The following is a 14,986-nucleotide window of genomic DNA, read 5'->3' as shown; positions in this document are numbered from 1 at the left end:
CAGAGATGTCAGCAACATCAGCCATTACGCCAATGGATTAATGGAATACCTGAATTGACGGCAGCACTTTTCCCTGGCAGTCGAACAGCGCCTGGTTCTCGCGGGCATTGCCCTGTTTCCACTCGTCGTGGATGTACTTCATGCCTTCCGGCGTAGCCCAGGTGTTGCCGGGAACCGCAATCCACGTGGGTTCCCAGTAAACAAGACCTTTGCCGCGATGGTCAGGCACCGATCGGATCGCCTGCATTAAATCGCGCAGATAGGCGGTTTGCCCGGCGACGGTAGCGGGATAGCCGCCATCCTTTTCCTCTTTCGCCTGGAAGCTGTTTTCCGCACTGTCGCAGTTGTCGAGGGTCCAGGCGTAGGCGGCTTCCACCACCATCACATCTTTTTGATAGCGCTGGCTGATGTCATCCATGTTGGCTTTCAGCGCCGAAATCGGGCCATTCCAGTAGGTGTACATCGACAGGCCAATCACATCGAACGGCACCTGGCGTTTGGTGATCTCATCAAACCACCAGCGGAACATGTCGTTTTTGGTGCCCTCCGCGAGATGCAGCATGATTTTTACCTGACCGGGATCGCTGAGGTTGTCGCGCACGCCGCTGATGCCCGCTTTTAACAGCGCCGCCAGCCGGTCAAACTCACCGCCGTTTTGTCCCCAGCTTTTGCCGTCCGGCCAGAGCATGCCGCCGTTCAGCTCATTGCCGATCTGCACCATCTCCGGCATCACGCCAGCCTGTTTGAAACGGGCAAGCGTGTCGCGGGTGTAGTCATGCACCTGCTTTTCCAGCTGCGGAAAGGTCAGCTTTTCCCAGGCTTTGGGTTTGAACTGCTTGCCGGGATCGGTCCAGAAATCGCTGTAGTGCAGGTCGAGCAGCAGCTGCATGCCCTGCGCTTTGCCGCGCTTTGCCAGCGCCAGCGTGGTCTCCAGGTCGTTGGTGCCGCCGCCGTAGGCTTTGCCGCTGGCGTCACGGGGATCAACCCACAGGCGCAGGCGCAGCGTGTTGATGCCGTTGGCCTTGAGAATGGCGATCGGATCCTGCTGCTGGTTAGCGGCGTTATAGAATTTGCCGCCCTGTTTCTCCAGCTCCGGCAGGGTGGAGATATCCGCGCCTTTCACGAAATCCACCGGCGTGGCGGCGAGCAGCGGTGTTGCCCAGGCCAGCGCCAGGGCAATAAGAAGTGGTTTTATCTGCATGAGTTATCCCTTGGTACTGCCCGATGTCAGCCCGGACACGAAGTATTTCTGTAGGGCGAGATAGAGAATGGCGACCGGTACGGCAATCAGCACCGCGCCCGCGGCGTAGGTGGTGTAGCTGGCACCCATTTTCTGCGACACCAGGTTGTACAGGCCGATCGGCAGCGTGAACTGCTCCGGCGTGCGCAAAATGGTGCTGGAGAGAATGAAATCGCCCAGCGGACCGGTGAACGAGAACAGCGCCACCACCGCCAGAATCGGTTTGGAGAGTGGCATGATGATCTCAATGAAGATGCGGAAATTGCCCGCGCCGTCCATACGTGCCGACTCATCGAGATCGCGCGGAATGGCGTCGAGGTAGCCTTTCATCAGATAGGTGTTCATCGGGATCATGCCGCCCACGTAAATCAGCACCAGCGCCATGTGGCTGTTGATCAGCCCGAGCAGCTGCGACAGCACAAAGATGGCAATCAGCGCTGAGAACTGCGGAATCATCTGCAGCAGCAAAAACAGCATCAGCCCGTTCTGCCGACCCTTAAAGCGAAAGCGCGAAAAGGTGTAGGCGGTACAGCTGACGCTGATCAGCGTCAGCACCATGGTCATGAAGCTGATTTTCATCGAGTTCCAGTACCAGGTGAGATAAGGCACCGTGCCGTCAAACAGGTTGCGGTAGTGCTCCACCGAACCGTTCTCCGGGATAATAGAGCTGCTCAGCAGACTGTTACCGGCGTTAAATGAGGCGCCAACCGTCCACAGCAGCGGATAGATAATAATGGTGGAAACGGCGATCACCACCAGCCACGTCAGTGACAGGCGCAGCCATTTTTCCCTTTTAATACTGGCAGATTTCGACATATTGCTTCCTTACGCCATCTCATCTTGCTTGAACGATTTCGTCGCGCGGAACTGCCACAGCGCCAGACCGACCACAAAAATCGACAGCAGAATGGTGATGGTGGCGGCAATCGCATATTGCGATGACGACATAGTCAGCTTGTAGATCCACGACACCAGAATATCGGTGCCGCCCGCATTGGAACCCGCCACCGCCGGCCCGCCGTTGTTGAACAGGTAGATGATGTTGAAGTTATTAAAGTTGAAGGTGTATTGCGTGATGATGATCGGCGCAATCGCATAGAGCACCAGCGGCAGCGTGATGGTTTTCAGCCGCGTCCAGGCGCTGGCGCCATCCATGATCGCCGCTTCATAGAGATCTTCCGGAATCGCCTGCAGCACGCCGGTGGTCATAGCGAACACAAACGGGAAGCCGAGCCAGGTTTGCATCATGATCAGCGCGACCTTGCTCCAGAACGGATCGGTCATCCAGGCTTTCGGCGCTATACCGAAGAAATCGAGAATCGCGTTGTTAATCACGCCAAAGCTGTCGTTGAACATGCCGGCAAACACCAGAATGGTGACAAAGCCCGGCACCGCCCACGGCAGAATGAAAATGGTACGAATCAACGGTTTGAAGCGCAGGTCTTTCTGGTTAACCAGAATCGCCAGCATCACCCCGACCGTACACTGCAGCGTGGTCGCCAGCAGCGTCCAGACCACCGTCCATTGCAGTACGTCAAAGAAGGTGGAGCGCCAGATCGACAGGGTAAAAATGTTGATAAAGTTCTTAAAGCCAACCCAGTCAACCAGCTTCGCCGGTGGCGTGTGATAGAGGTTGTAGTTGGTAAAGGCGATGGAGAAGCCGAACAGAATCGGAAACACCACCACAAAGACCAGCAGGATAAAGCCGGGCGAAATCATCAGGTAAGGAAAGCCTTCGCGCAGCAGCAGCTGATACTGCTTGCGGATGCTGTGCAGCTGCTCGCCCTCATCGCGGCGGCGACCATTGAGCCAGGCGTCACGAAACGATAAACCCCAAATCGTCAGGCCAAAGGCGATCACCAGCACGCTGATGATCCCCTCCGCCAGCAGGAAAATCGAGTTATCGCGCGGTACCACGTCACCCAGCGTCGCCAGCCCCCACAGCCCTTCGCGCAGGAAGTCATGAAACACGCCGACAAAGCTGGTCAGCAGCAGCAGAAAACAGAGCCCCTTGGCCCACTGGCGATGATAAAACTGGCCGAAGCCGGGCAGCAGCGCGAGCAGCAGCCCTGTGACGGCATGTCGGTGCGGACGCCCGCCGGGCGCCAGCTTTTCACTGGAAGATAACATCACTGGTCGATCCTTATCCGTGCGGGTGCCCGCAACGATGGCTTACTGGTTGCTGGCCTGCATGGCTTCGATTTGCATGGTGATCTGCTTCACGGCGTTATCCAGCGCCGCTTTCGGCTCTTCTTTGCCCGACACGCTCAGCTCCAGCGCGGCGTTCGCCGGTCCCCACACTTCCTGCATTTCCGGCACGCCCGGCATCGCCGACGCGCGCTCCGCCTGCAACGCTACGGCGCTGGCCTTTTCATCATCTTTGATGATCGGGTCGTTCATCAGCGCGACCACCGGTGGAATTTCCTGGGTTTTCTGGAAGCGCACCTTCACGTACTGCGGCTGATTGATGAAGTTAATGAACTGCTGCGCCAGGGTTTTGTCCTTGCTCCAGGTGGAGACCACGTAGCCTTTCACACCGAGGAACGAGCTCATCGGTTTGCCGTTGGGCAGCAGCGGCAGTGGCGCGACGCCGTAGTTAATGCCCGCCGCCTGATAAGGCTGGAACGCCCACGGGCCGTTGATCACCGCCGCGGCTTTTTTCTCGGTAAACAGCGAATCGATGGCGTTCAGGCCGTTGTCGCCAAGGATGCCGCGCGGCAGCAACTCTTCAGTGAAGAAGCTTTTCAGGTAGCTCACCGCCGCCACGCTGCCCGCGGTATTGAGGCCGACGTCTTTGGTGTTAATCAGCCCTTTGCTGTCTTTGCCAAAGATGTAGCCGCCCATCGGCGCAATCGCACCCCAGCTGTAATAGATCTGATCAAATTTGGCCAGCAGGCCGTAGCGCTGCGCCTCGCGGGCTTTCTTTGAAAAGGTGCGGTATTCATCCAGCGATTTCAGCGGCGACGGCAGCAGATCTTTGTTATAAATCAGCACCAGCGTTTCTACCGCCTTCGGTACGCCGTAGACCACGTCGCCCTGCTTAAATGCCGCCATCGCCGACGGCGTATAGGCCGCCTGCTGGCTGGCATCCAGGGTCAGCGGGCTTAATAAACCTTGTACCACCGAGCTGCCGAGCTGATCGTTAGGGATCACCAGCACGTCCGGGCCGATGCCCGCCGGGCCATCCAGCCGCAGCTTTTCAATCTGCTGAGCAAAAGGCATCTCCTGCACTTTTACTTCCACGTTGTACTGCTTCTGGAAGTCAGCAATGGCGGTTTTAATGCCGTCCGATTTTTTAATATCTTCCCAGACGGTGAGCTGTTGAGCGGCATGCGCCATCTGGCTCATCGCCAACGCGGATAACAGCAAGGTAACCGTGGTTTTTATTCTCATTGCGAACTCCATGTGAAGGTATGACATTTTTAGCCATTTTCAATCGCTGCCGTGGCCCAGGTCGCCACCTTGTTTTCGCGTTAGAAAGGGGAATGTATGCTCCGCCATCGGCGTGTTGAGGCCATACGCTACGCGCAAGCCGCCAGCCGCTCCAGCCCGGCTTTTCTAATATGTGATCCGTATTACAAAAATGGAAGCATGCCCTAGGGCGCACCGGATGACGGCGTTATAGTCAGGCCATGTTTCATCAGCCCTGGCGGCAGAATTGGCGAATTGTTACACGTAATACACAACATCACGCCACCCGCCTCTACCCTCAAGGATTAGCATGTCCAGCATCAGACTACGAAACGTCGCCAAACGCTTTGGCAAAACGGAAACGCTGAAAAACGTTCAGCTGGATATTGAAGATGGTGAGTTCACGGTGTTTGTCGGGCCATCGGGCTGCGGTAAATCCACGCTGCTGCGGCTGATTGCCGGGCTGGAAGAGGTCAGCGAAGGTGAAATCCTGATCGGTGATGAGTTGATGAACGACGTGGCGCCCTCACACCGCGGCGTGGCAATGGTGTTTCAGTCCTATGCGCTCTATCCGCACATGACGGTGGCGGAGAACATGGGCTATGGCCTGAAGGTCAACGGCGTGGCAAAAGATCAGATTCGCCATCAGGTGGAGATGGTGTCGAAAACCTTGCAGCTGTCGCACCTGCTGGATCGCAAACCTAAACAGCTTTCCGGTGGACAGCGCCAGCGCGTGGCGATTGGTCGCGCCATCGTACGTAATCCGCGGGTGTTTATGTTTGATGAGCCGCTTTCTAACCTGGATGCCGAACTGCGCGTCGATATGCGCCTGCACATCGCCAAACTGCATCAGGAGCTGAAAACCACCATGGTTTATGTGACGCACGATCAGGTGGAAGCGATGACGCTGGCCGACAAAATCGTGGTGATGAATTACGGCAAGGTCGAACAGGTGGGTTCGCCGATGGAACTCTATTACAACCCGGTGAATCGTTTTGTCGCTGGCTTTATCGGCTCGCCCAAGATGAACTTCCTGCCGGCTAAAGTGAAAAACTGCAATCCGGCGGCGCTGGTGGTGGAGATCAACGACGGAGAGCACAGCTTCGCCCTGCCCGCGCCGTCGCGCATGCTCAGCGCCGGTGAGCCGCTGATGCTCGGCATTCGCCCGGAGCATTTGCAGGTGGGCGGCGAAGGTACGCTAACCCTCGATTTCCACTGCGAAGTGGTGGAACGTCTTGGCAACAACACCTATCTGTTTGGACAGAGCCACGGCTACGACGGTTTTAAGATGCTGCTGCCGGGCGATGTACACTTCCGCCCTTATCAGACGTTGCGTCCGGCGTTTCATCCACATCAGTGCATGGTGTTCGACGAGAGCGGCCTGCGCATCAGCAGCGGCATCGTGCTGCCGGAAAATCAGGTCGGTTAATGCGCCGTTCTGGCCCACGGGCGTTAAGGCCAGGTAAAAAAGCTGTAGCGTAAACGTTCTTAAGCCAATTTAATTTTCAACTGAGCATAAATTAAACGCTCACCATGACGATAGTAATGACAAGACCACGCACAACTGGTTGCACGGAACGCATCTTTTTTGTCATTGACCTCTGTCCCCCTCATGGTGAACGTTATGATTTTTGCACGGTTTAACGATATCAAAATAGGCAAGAAGCTCGCTGGCGGTTTTCTGGTGGTGATTGCCGCCTCGCTGGTGATCGCCCTCTTCGCCTTCAGCAGTTTTTCTAATATCAAAGATAACTCTGCCCGACGCAGCCTTACCGTTGAAATGGTGAATACGCTGAGCAAGGCACGCCTCAACCGCACGCTTTTCCAGTATACCCAGGATGAAAAGTACGCTCAGCTGAATGCCGAGGCGATGAATCAACTGTCAGTGCACTACAGCAAGCTGGCGGCTTTCCACTGGAGCGATGAGGGCGCAGATAAAATTGCCCTGATTGGCGACACGCTGAGTCAGTACAAAGCGCAGCGCCAAAAGTTTGTTGACGTGTCAAAAGTGAAAATTCAGACGGCGTCCGCGGTTAACTCACAGCCGCTGTGGGACGTGGCGCATCAGCTGGATGGCTTTGGCGTTGCCGCCGCACCGGAAGCGGCGATGCTGGCCGCGCGCATGGCCTCTGCGGTGAAAGAAGCTACGCTGCTGGCGCAGCAGTTCAACATTGCACCAACTGAGGAGCTCCATCAGCGCGCCATGGCGATCGCCGACGAGCTGGAAAAAATGACCTCGCAGCTGCAGCCGCTGCTGCCTGCTGAGCAACAAAACGCACTGGTTTCCGCGATGGCAGTGATTGAGCAGCACACCGCTGCCATGAGCGCCTACATTACCGCCACCACCACACAAAATGCCGTTTCCGCTCAGCTGACTGAGGCGGCAGGCAAACTGAACACCTCGGTAGCGGAGATTTTTGCCTATCAGTCACAGCTGTCGGCGGGATTTGTTAAAACCGCTGAGTGGCGCATTGCGGTCGCGTCCGGCGTGTGTATTCTGCTCAGCCTGCTGATCGCCTGGCGCATGACCCGCATCATCACCGTGCCGCTGGGTCACACGCTAAGCGCTGCACAACGCATCGCCAAAGGCGACCTGACGGTGGAACTCGATACTCAGCGTGGCGATGAGATTGGCCAGCTGATGCAGGCGGTTAACAGCATGAACCAGAGCCTGAAGGCGATTATCGTTAACGTGCGTGACGGCGTCAGCAGCGTGGCGCGCGCCTCGGCTGAAATCGCCGCGGGCAATGCCGATCTCTCTTCACGTACTGAACAGCAGTCTGCCGCCGTGGTGCAAACCGCTGCCAGCATGGAGCAGTTGACCTCAACGGTGAAACAGAATGCCGAGAACGCCCATCATGCCAGCCAGCTGGCAGCGGACGCCTCCACCAATGCCGGACGCGGCGGCGAGATCATCCAGAAAGTGATTAGCACCATGGATGGCATCAGCAGCAGCTCCGGTAAAATCGGCGAAATCATTTCGGTCATTAACAGCATCTCCTTCCAGACCAATATTTTGGCGCTGAACGCCGCGGTAGAAGCGGCTCGCGCCGGTGAACAGGGCCGTGGCTTTGCGGTTGTGGCGGGCGAAGTGCGCAATCTGGCGCACCGCAGCTCGGTAGCGGCCAAAGAGATTGAGGCGCTGATCAGCGATTCAGTCAATCGCGTCAGCGATGGATCGGCGCTGGTCAGCCGCGCCGGTGAAACCATGGCGGAAATCGTTCATTCGGTGAAACAGGTGCGCGATATCATGGGCGAAATTGCTGCGGCATCCGATGAACAGAATCAGGGCATCAGCCAGATCGCTCAGGCGATGGCGGAGATGGACACCACGACGCAGCAAAACGCCGCGCTGGTGGAAGAGTCTTCTGCCGCGGCGGGCTCGCTGGAGTCGCAGGCAGAGCAGCTGGAGCAGGTTGTGGCGGTATTTAAAATCTCTGCCAACGAAAGCCCGGTGCGTCAGCCTGCAGCGGTAAGCAAGCCGCTGCGCCTGCAAGCCGCATCGCCTGCCGCCGATGCGGGCTGGGAAACCTTCTGATTTGTTCTGCCATCCAGCCGCTAACACACAAAAACCACGCCGCGGCGTGGTTTTTTTATGGCGCATCAAACGGATAAAGAGGTTAAGCGATCTGCCAGCGGCCGCCTTTTTGGGGACCCATGCGCTGCAAACGCTGCTGCGCCTGCAATAATTTCAGATGACCGCGGCGCGAGGGTAGTCGCGGCTGGCGCTGACCAGCGTTTGCGTATAGGACTCGCGGGCACGATCGTGCAGCAGGTCCTCCACATCCAGCGTCTCCAGCAGGCGGCCATACTGCATGACGCCGACGCGATGGCAGAGATGCGCAATAACGCCTAAATCGTGGGTCACCATCAGCCAGGTGAGCTGCTCCTGCTGCTGCAGATCGCTGAGCAGGTTGAGGATTTCCGCCTGGACCGAGACGTCGAGCGCCGAGGTCGGCTCATCCAGCAACAGCACACGCGGCTGCAAAATCAGCGCGCGGGCGATGGCGACGCGTTGCCGCTGACCGCCGGAGAGCTGATGCGGATAGCGGCTGCGATAGGCGCGGCTCAGCCCCACTTTCTCCAGCATCTCGCACACCTTTTTATCCTGCTGCCCGATCTGATGAATATGCAGCGGCTCCTCAAGAATATCGCCAATAGTATGACGCGGATGCAGCGAGCCGTAAGGGTCCTGAAACACCATCTGTACCAGCCGACAGCGCTCACGGCCTATCTCATGAGCCAGCGGCGCACCGTTAATGGCCAGCTCGCCCTGCCAGTGGGTAAACAGCCCGGCCAGGCACTTCAGCACCGTGGTTTTGCCCGATCCGGATTCGCCCACCAGGCCAAAAATCTCGCCCGGATTCACCTCGAAGTTCACATCAAACAGCACCTGACTCGCCTGGGCATCTTCGCCAAAGCTGAGGTTCAGGTTACGTACCGCGATCATCGGTTCAGCCATGTTGCATTCCTTATTCGGTCAGCCAGCTCGCCTGGCGTTGCAGCACCGGCAAACGCGGGCGCCGATGGTTCATGTCGGGCAGTGCATTAAGCAGGCCCTGGGTGTAAGGATGCTGCGCGCGATCGAGATCGGCGGCGGCGATCGATTCCACCACGCGCCCGGCGTACATCACCAACACCCGGTCGCAAAAATGCCGCACCAGATTCAGATCGTGGCTGATGAATATCAGCCCCAGGCCGCGTGATTTGACCAGGTCATCCAGCAGTTCCAGCACCTGCATGCGCACCGAGACATCAAGCGCCGAGGTGGGTTCATCGGCGATCACCAGCTCAGGATCGGTGATCAGCATCATGGCGATCATGATGCGCTGTCCCTGCCCGCCGGAAATTTCGTGCGGATAGAGGTTATAGACCCGCTGCGGCTCACGGATGCGCACCACGTCGAGCATCTCAATCACCCGCGCTTTGGCGGCTGCCGCGCTGCTTTTGTGGTGGATGCGCCAGGCTTCGGCGATCTGCTCGCCAACGCAGAGCACCGGATTCAGCGAGTATTTTGGGTCCTGCATGATCATAGAAATGCGCTTGCCGCGAATGCCGCGCATCTCAGCCGCGCTGGCATTGAGCAGATCGAACTCCCCGAAACGCATTGCCTGCGCTGTGATGCGGGCTTTGGCCGGATGCAGCTGCAGCAGCGCGCGCCCGACGGTGGATTTACCGGAACCGGACTCGCCGACAATGGCCAGCTTTTCACGGCCCAGCTGGAACGAGACGCCGCGCACCGCTTGGGTGAGCTGACCGCCGGAGACAAAGCTGACATGCAGATCCTGCACGTCGAGCAGCGGGCTATTCATTGCGGGGATCGAGGATGTCACGTAGGCCATCTCCTAAGAAGTTGAATGCCAGACTGTTGATCAGAATCGCCAGTCCCGGAACGGTTACCACCCACCAGCACTCCATCATGTAGCTGCGGCCGCTGGAGATCATGGCGCCCCACTCCGGATCGGGCGGCTGTGCACCGAGTCCGAGAAAGCCGAGACCGGCAGCGGTGAGAATAATGCCCGCCATGTTCATGGTGATGCGGATAATCACCGACGGCATGCACAGCGGCAGAATATGGCGCACCAGCACGCGTACCGATGAGGCACCCTGCAAGCGCACCGCGGAGATAAAATCCGCCTGACGCAGCGACAGCGCTTCGGCTCGGGCCAGTCGCGCAATGGGCGGCCAGGCGGTGAGCGTAATGGCGATGACCACATGCTCAAGGCCGGGACCTAATGCGGCAACAAACGCCAGCGCCAGCACCAGGCTGGGAAAGGAGATAAAAATATCGGTAATGCGCATCAGCACCGCATCTACCTTGCCGCCAAAATAACCGGCGGTGATGCCGAGCAGCAGGCCAAGCGGCCCGACGGTCACCGACACCAGCAGCACGATGTAGAGCGTGATGCGCGAGCCATAAACCAGCCGACTGAAAATATCGCGCCCAAACTCGTCGGTGCCAAACCAGTGGGCGGCACCCGGCGGGCTCAGCGCGTTGTTGAGATCCTGCACCAGCGGCGAGTATGGCGCGATCCACGGCGCAAACAGCGCGACGATCATCAGCAGCAGCACAATGCTGCCGCCAATGGCGGTCAGCGGATTGCGCGCCATCAGCCAGAGAAAATGGCCAATGCGCGTGGCGCGGCGGCGCAGGCGGGCGAGCCGCTCGCTGCCGCTGTTAAAAGAGGAGTCCAGCGAAAGGGTCATACTTTGGTCCTCGGATCAAAGACCTGATACAGCAGGTCGGAGAAGAGATTGAGCAGCACAAAAATCACGCCCACCACCAGCACGCAGCCCATCACCGCGTTCATGTCGCCCAGCATCAGGCTGCTGGTGAGATAGGAGCCAAAGCCGGGCCAGGAAAACACGGTTTCGATCAGCACCGCGCCCTCCAGCAGCGAGCCATAAGCCAGCGCTACCACCGTCAGCAGCTGCACCAGAATATTGCGGAAGGCGTGATGCCAGATCACCTGCCATTCACTCAAGCCTTTAACCCGCGCGGTGATGACAAATTCCTGCGACAGCTGCGCCAGCATAAAGCTGCGCGTCATGCGGCTGATGTAGGCGAGCGAGTGAAAACCGAGCAGCGAGGCGGGCAAAATCAGATGATTAAGCGCGCTGCGCAATACCGCGCCGTTACCTGCCAGAATAGCGTCAACCACCAGCAGCCCGGTATGGCGCGTGACCTGGCCATCAAGGCTGAGATCGACGCGTCCGGCGCCGCCGACCCAGCCAAGCGCGGCGTAGAACACCAGCAGCCCGACCATACCGACCCAAAATATCGGCGTTGAGTAGCCCGCCAGGCTGACAATGCGTACCGCGTAATCGGCCAGGCTGTTACGGCGCGCCGCCGCCAGCACACCAAGCGGAATGCCCAGCCCGGCGCCGATGATGATCGCCAGCGTCGCCAGCTCCAGCGTTGCCGGAAAGACGCGCAGGATGTCGCTGCTCACCGGCTTGCCGGTTAACAGGGCATTACCGAGATCGCCCTGCAGCAGTGATTGCAGATAGATCAGAAACTGCATCCACAGCGGGCGATCGAAGCCGAGCTGGTGATAAACCTGCTGATAGGTGGCGTGATCGGCATCGGGGCCGACAATCGCCAGCACCGGATCCACCGGCATCACGCGGCCAATGAAAAAGGTCAGCACCAGCAGGCCAAACAGCGTAATGGCGATATGCAACAGGCGTCGACTGAGCCGCCTGGCGCGGTTAGCGGTAAATAACGCAGCAGCGGTCATGGCGTCTCTCCTGATGGGGCATCAGCGGTTTTGTAGACATCGCGCAAGAAGGTGGTGGCGGAAGGATGCGGCTGAAAATCACGCACGCGGTTGCTGACCACCACCGAATCCACCATCTGCGAGACCGGAATCAGCGCCGGAATCAGCTGGTCATAACGGCGCTGAATAGCGTGATAATCCTGCTGCTGTTTCGCCGCGTCGCGCTCCAGCAGCGCGCTGTCGATCGCCTTGTTCAGCCCGGCGTCGTAAAAGCCGGTGCGCCAGCCCTGAAAGTTGGTCAGGCGCGCGGCGTCGCTGTTATCCGGGTTATAAACCAGTGCGCGCAGGCTGGAATGCGGATGCGGCTCCACGCCGCTGCCGCCGCGCCCGACCAGCATGTCGAACCGGCGCTCGCGCATCGCGCCGTAAATCTGGTTGCCGGTGCCGGTGATGATTTTGGCGCGAATGCCCGCCTGCATCAGCGTCGACTGCACCGCAATGGCGATATTAAGAAACGGCTGATCGGCCAGGACGCGCAGCGTGGTGTCAAAGCCCTGCGGATAGCCCGCCTCGGCCAGCAGACGTTTGGCTTTTTCGACGTTGAGCCGGTAGCCAGGATCGGGCAGCGTCGCCGGACCGCTCTGAATCGGCCGCTGGTGCAGCTCGCCATACCCGGCCATCAGCGCCCTGTTAATGCCCTGATAATCGATAAGATAACGCACCGCCTCACGTACTTTGGCGTTGGCAAAGTGCGACTCCTTCATGCTCATCGCCACGTAGTAGATGGTGCCTTTTTTCACCGCGTCGATGGTGACATCTGGATCGTGGCGCAGCGCGCGTAGATCGGCCATCGCCATGTTGCTGGCAACATCCAGATCGCCCTTTTCCATCATTAGCCGCAGCGTCTGCGACTCCTGAAAATGGCGATACACCACACGCGACAGCTTGATGTCGCCACGCCAGTAATCAGCATTACGGTTCATGCGCAGCACATCTTTCGCCTGCCAGGTATCGAGGGTAAACGGCCCTGAACCCGCCTCGTGAGTGGTCAGCCAGCGGTTACCCCAGTCGCCATTCTGCTCGTGGCTTTTCACCGTGGCGCTGTCGAGTACCGAGCCGCTGCCCAGGGCGGCCAGCGAATAGAGCACCAGGTTAGGATCGTTGGCTTTCGGCAGCTGGATGACCACGGTGTAATCGTCCGGCGCGGTGACCATCTCATCGACGTTCTTTTTGCTGAAGCCGTACGATTTCCACACCGACGCCTGCGCCAGATTCAGGTGCAGGATGCGGCGCATCGACCAGACGACATCCTGCGCGGTCAGCGGATTGCCGGAGTGAAACTTGACGTCTTTGCGCAGCTGGAAGGTCAGCCGATCGCGTGCCTCGTTAACCTGCCAACTGCTGGCCAGTGCCGGCCGCACCTCGGTGAGCCGGTTGGGGTCCAGCTCAATCATCGAGTCGTAGAGATTCACCACGATGCCCACCACTTCGTTGCCGGTCATTGCCGCCGGATCGAGGGTCAGCAGGTTGTTCATATTCATGCCGATGATCAGCTGATCGGGCGGCGTGCGCGCCTGCAGCGAGGGAACAGAAATCAACATCAGGAGCGCAAACAGCCACGCCCCGGTACGGGAGCCAGTGTTCATGTTGTCACTTCCAGCAGGTTCAGGGAGGATCAGGCGATGTTGCGCACCGCGTGGCTGTCGATATAGTCGAAGTTGATATCTTCACCGAGGCCAGGCCGCGTTGGCAGGTGCACAAAGCCCTGCTCATCCATCGGATCGACCAGCGCATTGAGGTACGCCGGCACCTCGTCGTAATCAAGGAACGGATGCAGCAGCCCGCGCTCGTACCAGCGGCAGTTACGAATCGCGCCAACCACCGCCAGGCTCGCGGCACCGTTGCCGTGTACCTCGCAATCCATGCCGAACGCCTCGGCCAGCGCCGCCACTTTCATGGTCGGTGAAATACCGCCAACGCCGTTGGCTCCGGCGCGCAGAATGTCGCAGGCACCTGCTTTTACCCAGTCGGCGCGGCTGTGATGCTTGCCGCCGAGGCTCTCCGGGCCGATCACGTCAATCGACAGGTTGTCGGCCAGCCAGACATAAGACGACATGCTCTCTTCCTGCATCGGCTCTTCAAACCAGGCAAAATCGAGCTTCTCCAGCGCCTTACCGATGGTTAACGCTTCGCTGCGGCTGTACCAGTGATAGCCGTCAATCATCAGGGCGATATCGGGCCCGACCGCTTCGCGCACCGCGGCGCAGGCTTTGATATCCATTTTTGGGTTAGGGGCAAACGAGACCGGCGGCATCCAGGTGTGCAGCTTGATCGCCTGATAGCCGCGCGCCACCAGCTTGAGGGCGAACTCGGCGTACTCATCCGGCGTCGACAGGCCGCCTTTCAGCTCGTCGCCGCACATGGTGCTGCCGTAAGCGGGCACTTTTTCGCGATAGCCGCCCAGCAGTTTGTGTACCGGCATGTTGAGTTTGCGGCCGATCAGATCCCACAGCGCCTGCTCAACAAACGACAGCGCGCGCTCGGTCAGCTGATGGGCGCTGCCGCGCTGCCAGTGCACCAGATCCTGCCACAGCCGCTCGCGGTCAAACGGATTCTGGCCCACCAGCACCTTTTTGAAAAAGGCGTTCACCACGTGCGGTCTGACGACCTCTGGCGGCGCAAAGGAGTATCCCTGCGCGCCCTCGTCGGTGCTGATAGTGAGCATCGCCATGCTGGCCTGCGACATCTCGCCGGGATGAGAATGGCCGGCGCTGTCGACGCTGCGGCGGGTGGGATAGGTAAAAACGGTGACGCTGACATCGGTAATTTTCACGGTGTGCTCCCTTATACAGTATCCTGTAACGTCATTTTTAAAACGTCGTTTCATTTACAATATAAACAGGAATCACTGGCTAATCGTTAGCCAAAGCGTGGTGATTAACGGCCAATTGTTGGGCAACTGCCCTGGCTGGTGTGAGCATTTTCACGAAATGTTACCGGTTTGTGATCGTCCGCACGGCGCGCGAAAACGGCGAAAACCTTGCAACAGAGAGAAGGCAATGATGAAGCGCGGAATTGGGCAGAGGCATGAAAAGCAGCAGCCCGGCGGGAACCG

General features: G+C 58.7%; 12 protein-coding genes. 2 read left to right on the top strand and 10 right to left on the bottom strand.

Annotation, left to right across the window (positions count from 1 at the left end; all coding sequences use genetic code 11):
- Positions 1-37: 37 nt before the first annotated feature.
- Genes ACJY2L_RS04490 through ACJY2L_RS04475 form a run of 4 tightly spaced genes read right to left on the bottom strand, consistent with a single transcriptional unit; the run spans position 38 to position 4,633 of the window.
- Positions 38-1,201, bottom strand: a complete 1,164-nt coding sequence (locus ACJY2L_RS04490; protein ID WP_187488762.1) for a glycoside hydrolase family 53 protein — start codon at positions 1,199-1,201, stop codon at positions 38-40.
- Between the two features lie 3 nt (positions 1,202-1,204).
- Positions 1,205-2,056, bottom strand: a complete 852-nt coding sequence (locus ACJY2L_RS04485) for a sugar ABC transporter permease (protein WP_067429904.1) — start codon at positions 2,054-2,056, stop codon at positions 1,205-1,207.
- A 9-nt stretch (positions 2,057-2,065) separates the two neighbouring features.
- A complete protein-coding gene (locus tag ACJY2L_RS04480) occupies positions 2,066-3,373 on the bottom strand; it encodes a carbohydrate ABC transporter permease (RefSeq protein ID WP_067429901.1) in 1,308 nt (435 codons plus the stop codon).
- Between the two features lie 39 nt (positions 3,374-3,412).
- A complete protein-coding gene (locus ACJY2L_RS04475; RefSeq protein ID WP_439213048.1) occupies positions 3,413-4,633 on the bottom strand; it encodes an extracellular solute-binding protein in 1,221 nt (406 codons plus the stop codon).
- A gap of 328 nt (positions 4,634-4,961) precedes the next feature.
- Between ACJY2L_RS04475 and ACJY2L_RS04470 the strand changes: the two genes are divergently transcribed.
- On the top strand, positions 4,962-6,080 hold the full coding sequence (locus ACJY2L_RS04470; protein ID WP_439213047.1) for an ABC transporter ATP-binding protein: 1,119 nt from the start codon (positions 4,962-4,964) through the stop codon (positions 6,078-6,080).
- Between the two features lie 195 nt (positions 6,081-6,275).
- Entirely contained in the window at positions 6,276-8,189 is a 1,914-nt protein-coding gene (locus ACJY2L_RS04465) for a methyl-accepting chemotaxis protein (RefSeq protein ID WP_439213046.1), read from the top strand.
- A 153-nt stretch (positions 8,190-8,342) separates the two neighbouring features.
- Here ACJY2L_RS04465 and ACJY2L_RS04460 read toward each other — a convergent pair whose 3' ends face one another.
- The 6 genes from ACJY2L_RS04460 to ACJY2L_RS04435 are packed head-to-tail and all read right to left on the bottom strand — an operon-like array spanning position 8,343 to position 14,704.
- Positions 8,343-9,101, bottom strand: coding sequence for an ABC transporter ATP-binding protein (locus ACJY2L_RS04460; RefSeq protein WP_439213110.1), 759 nt, complete (start codon positions 9,099-9,101; stop codon positions 8,343-8,345).
- Between the two features lie 22 nt (positions 9,102-9,123).
- A complete protein-coding gene (locus tag ACJY2L_RS04455; protein WP_067429892.1) occupies positions 9,124-9,984 on the bottom strand; it encodes an ABC transporter ATP-binding protein in 861 nt (286 codons plus the stop codon).
- Positions 9,956-10,858 carry an ABC transporter permease gene (locus ACJY2L_RS04450; protein WP_439213045.1) on the bottom strand — a complete coding sequence of 301 codons (903 nt, stop codon included), beginning with the start codon at positions 10,856-10,858 and terminating at the stop codon, positions 9,956-9,958. The genes ACJY2L_RS04455 and ACJY2L_RS04450 overlap by 29 nt, the downstream gene beginning before the upstream one ends.
- Positions 10,855-11,892 carry an ABC transporter permease gene (locus ACJY2L_RS04445; protein WP_067429887.1) on the bottom strand — a complete coding sequence of 346 codons (1,038 nt, stop codon included), beginning with the start codon at positions 11,890-11,892 and terminating at the stop codon, positions 10,855-10,857. The genes ACJY2L_RS04450 and ACJY2L_RS04445 overlap by 4 nt, the downstream gene beginning before the upstream one ends.
- Complete coding sequence (locus ACJY2L_RS04440) at positions 11,889-13,517, bottom strand: ABC transporter substrate-binding protein (protein WP_067429879.1); 1,629 nt, start codon at positions 13,515-13,517, stop codon at positions 11,889-11,891. Before ACJY2L_RS04440 ends, ACJY2L_RS04445 begins: the two co-directional genes overlap by 4 nt.
- A gap of 29 nt (positions 13,518-13,546) precedes the next feature.
- Positions 13,547-14,704, bottom strand: coding sequence for a mandelate racemase family protein (locus ACJY2L_RS04435; RefSeq protein ID WP_067429876.1), 1,158 nt, complete (start codon positions 14,702-14,704; stop codon positions 13,547-13,549).
- Between the last annotated feature and the right edge of the window lie 282 nt (positions 14,705-14,986).

This window comes from Duffyella sp. Ts4, from assembly GCF_051851875.1.
GTDB classification, from domain to species: Bacteria; Pseudomonadota; Gammaproteobacteria; order Enterobacterales; family Enterobacteriaceae; genus Duffyella; species Duffyella gerundensis.
Note: the sequence above shows the minus strand (reverse complement) of the source record. Positions and strands in the feature narration are given on the sequence as shown.

Bases quoted from the DNA above. Each gene is read 5' to 3' on its own strand.
- ACJY2L_RS04485 (WP_067429904.1), bottom strand. From the start codon at position 2,056: ATGTCGAAATCTGCCAGTATTAAAAGGGAAAAATGGCTGCGCCTGTCA.
- ACJY2L_RS04440 (WP_067429879.1), bottom strand. From the start codon at position 13,517: ATGAACACTGGCTCCCGTACCGGGGCGTGGCTGTTTGCGCTCCTGATG.
- ACJY2L_RS04490 (WP_187488762.1), bottom strand. From the start codon at position 1,201: ATGCAGATAAAACCACTTCTTATTGCCCTGGCGCTGGCCTGGGCAACA.
- ACJY2L_RS04445 (WP_067429887.1), bottom strand. From the start codon at position 11,892: ATGACCGCTGCTGCGTTATTTACCGCTAACCGCGCCAGGCGGCTCAGT.
- ACJY2L_RS04460 (WP_439213110.1), bottom strand. From the start codon at position 9,101: ATGATCGCGGTACGTAACCTGAACCTCAGCTTTGGCGAAGATGCCCAG.
- ACJY2L_RS04475 (WP_439213048.1), bottom strand. From the start codon at position 4,633: ATGAGAATAAAAACCACGGTTACCTTGCTGTTATCCGCGTTGGCGATG.
- ACJY2L_RS04470 (WP_439213047.1), top strand. From the start codon at position 4,962: ATGTCCAGCATCAGACTACGAAACGTCGCCAAACGCTTTGGCAAAACG.
- ACJY2L_RS04465 (WP_439213046.1), top strand. From the start codon at position 6,276: ATGATTTTTGCACGGTTTAACGATATCAAAATAGGCAAGAAGCTCGCT.
- ACJY2L_RS04450 (WP_439213045.1), bottom strand. From the start codon at position 10,858: ATGACCCTTTCGCTGGACTCCTCTTTTAACAGCGGCAGCGAGCGGCTC.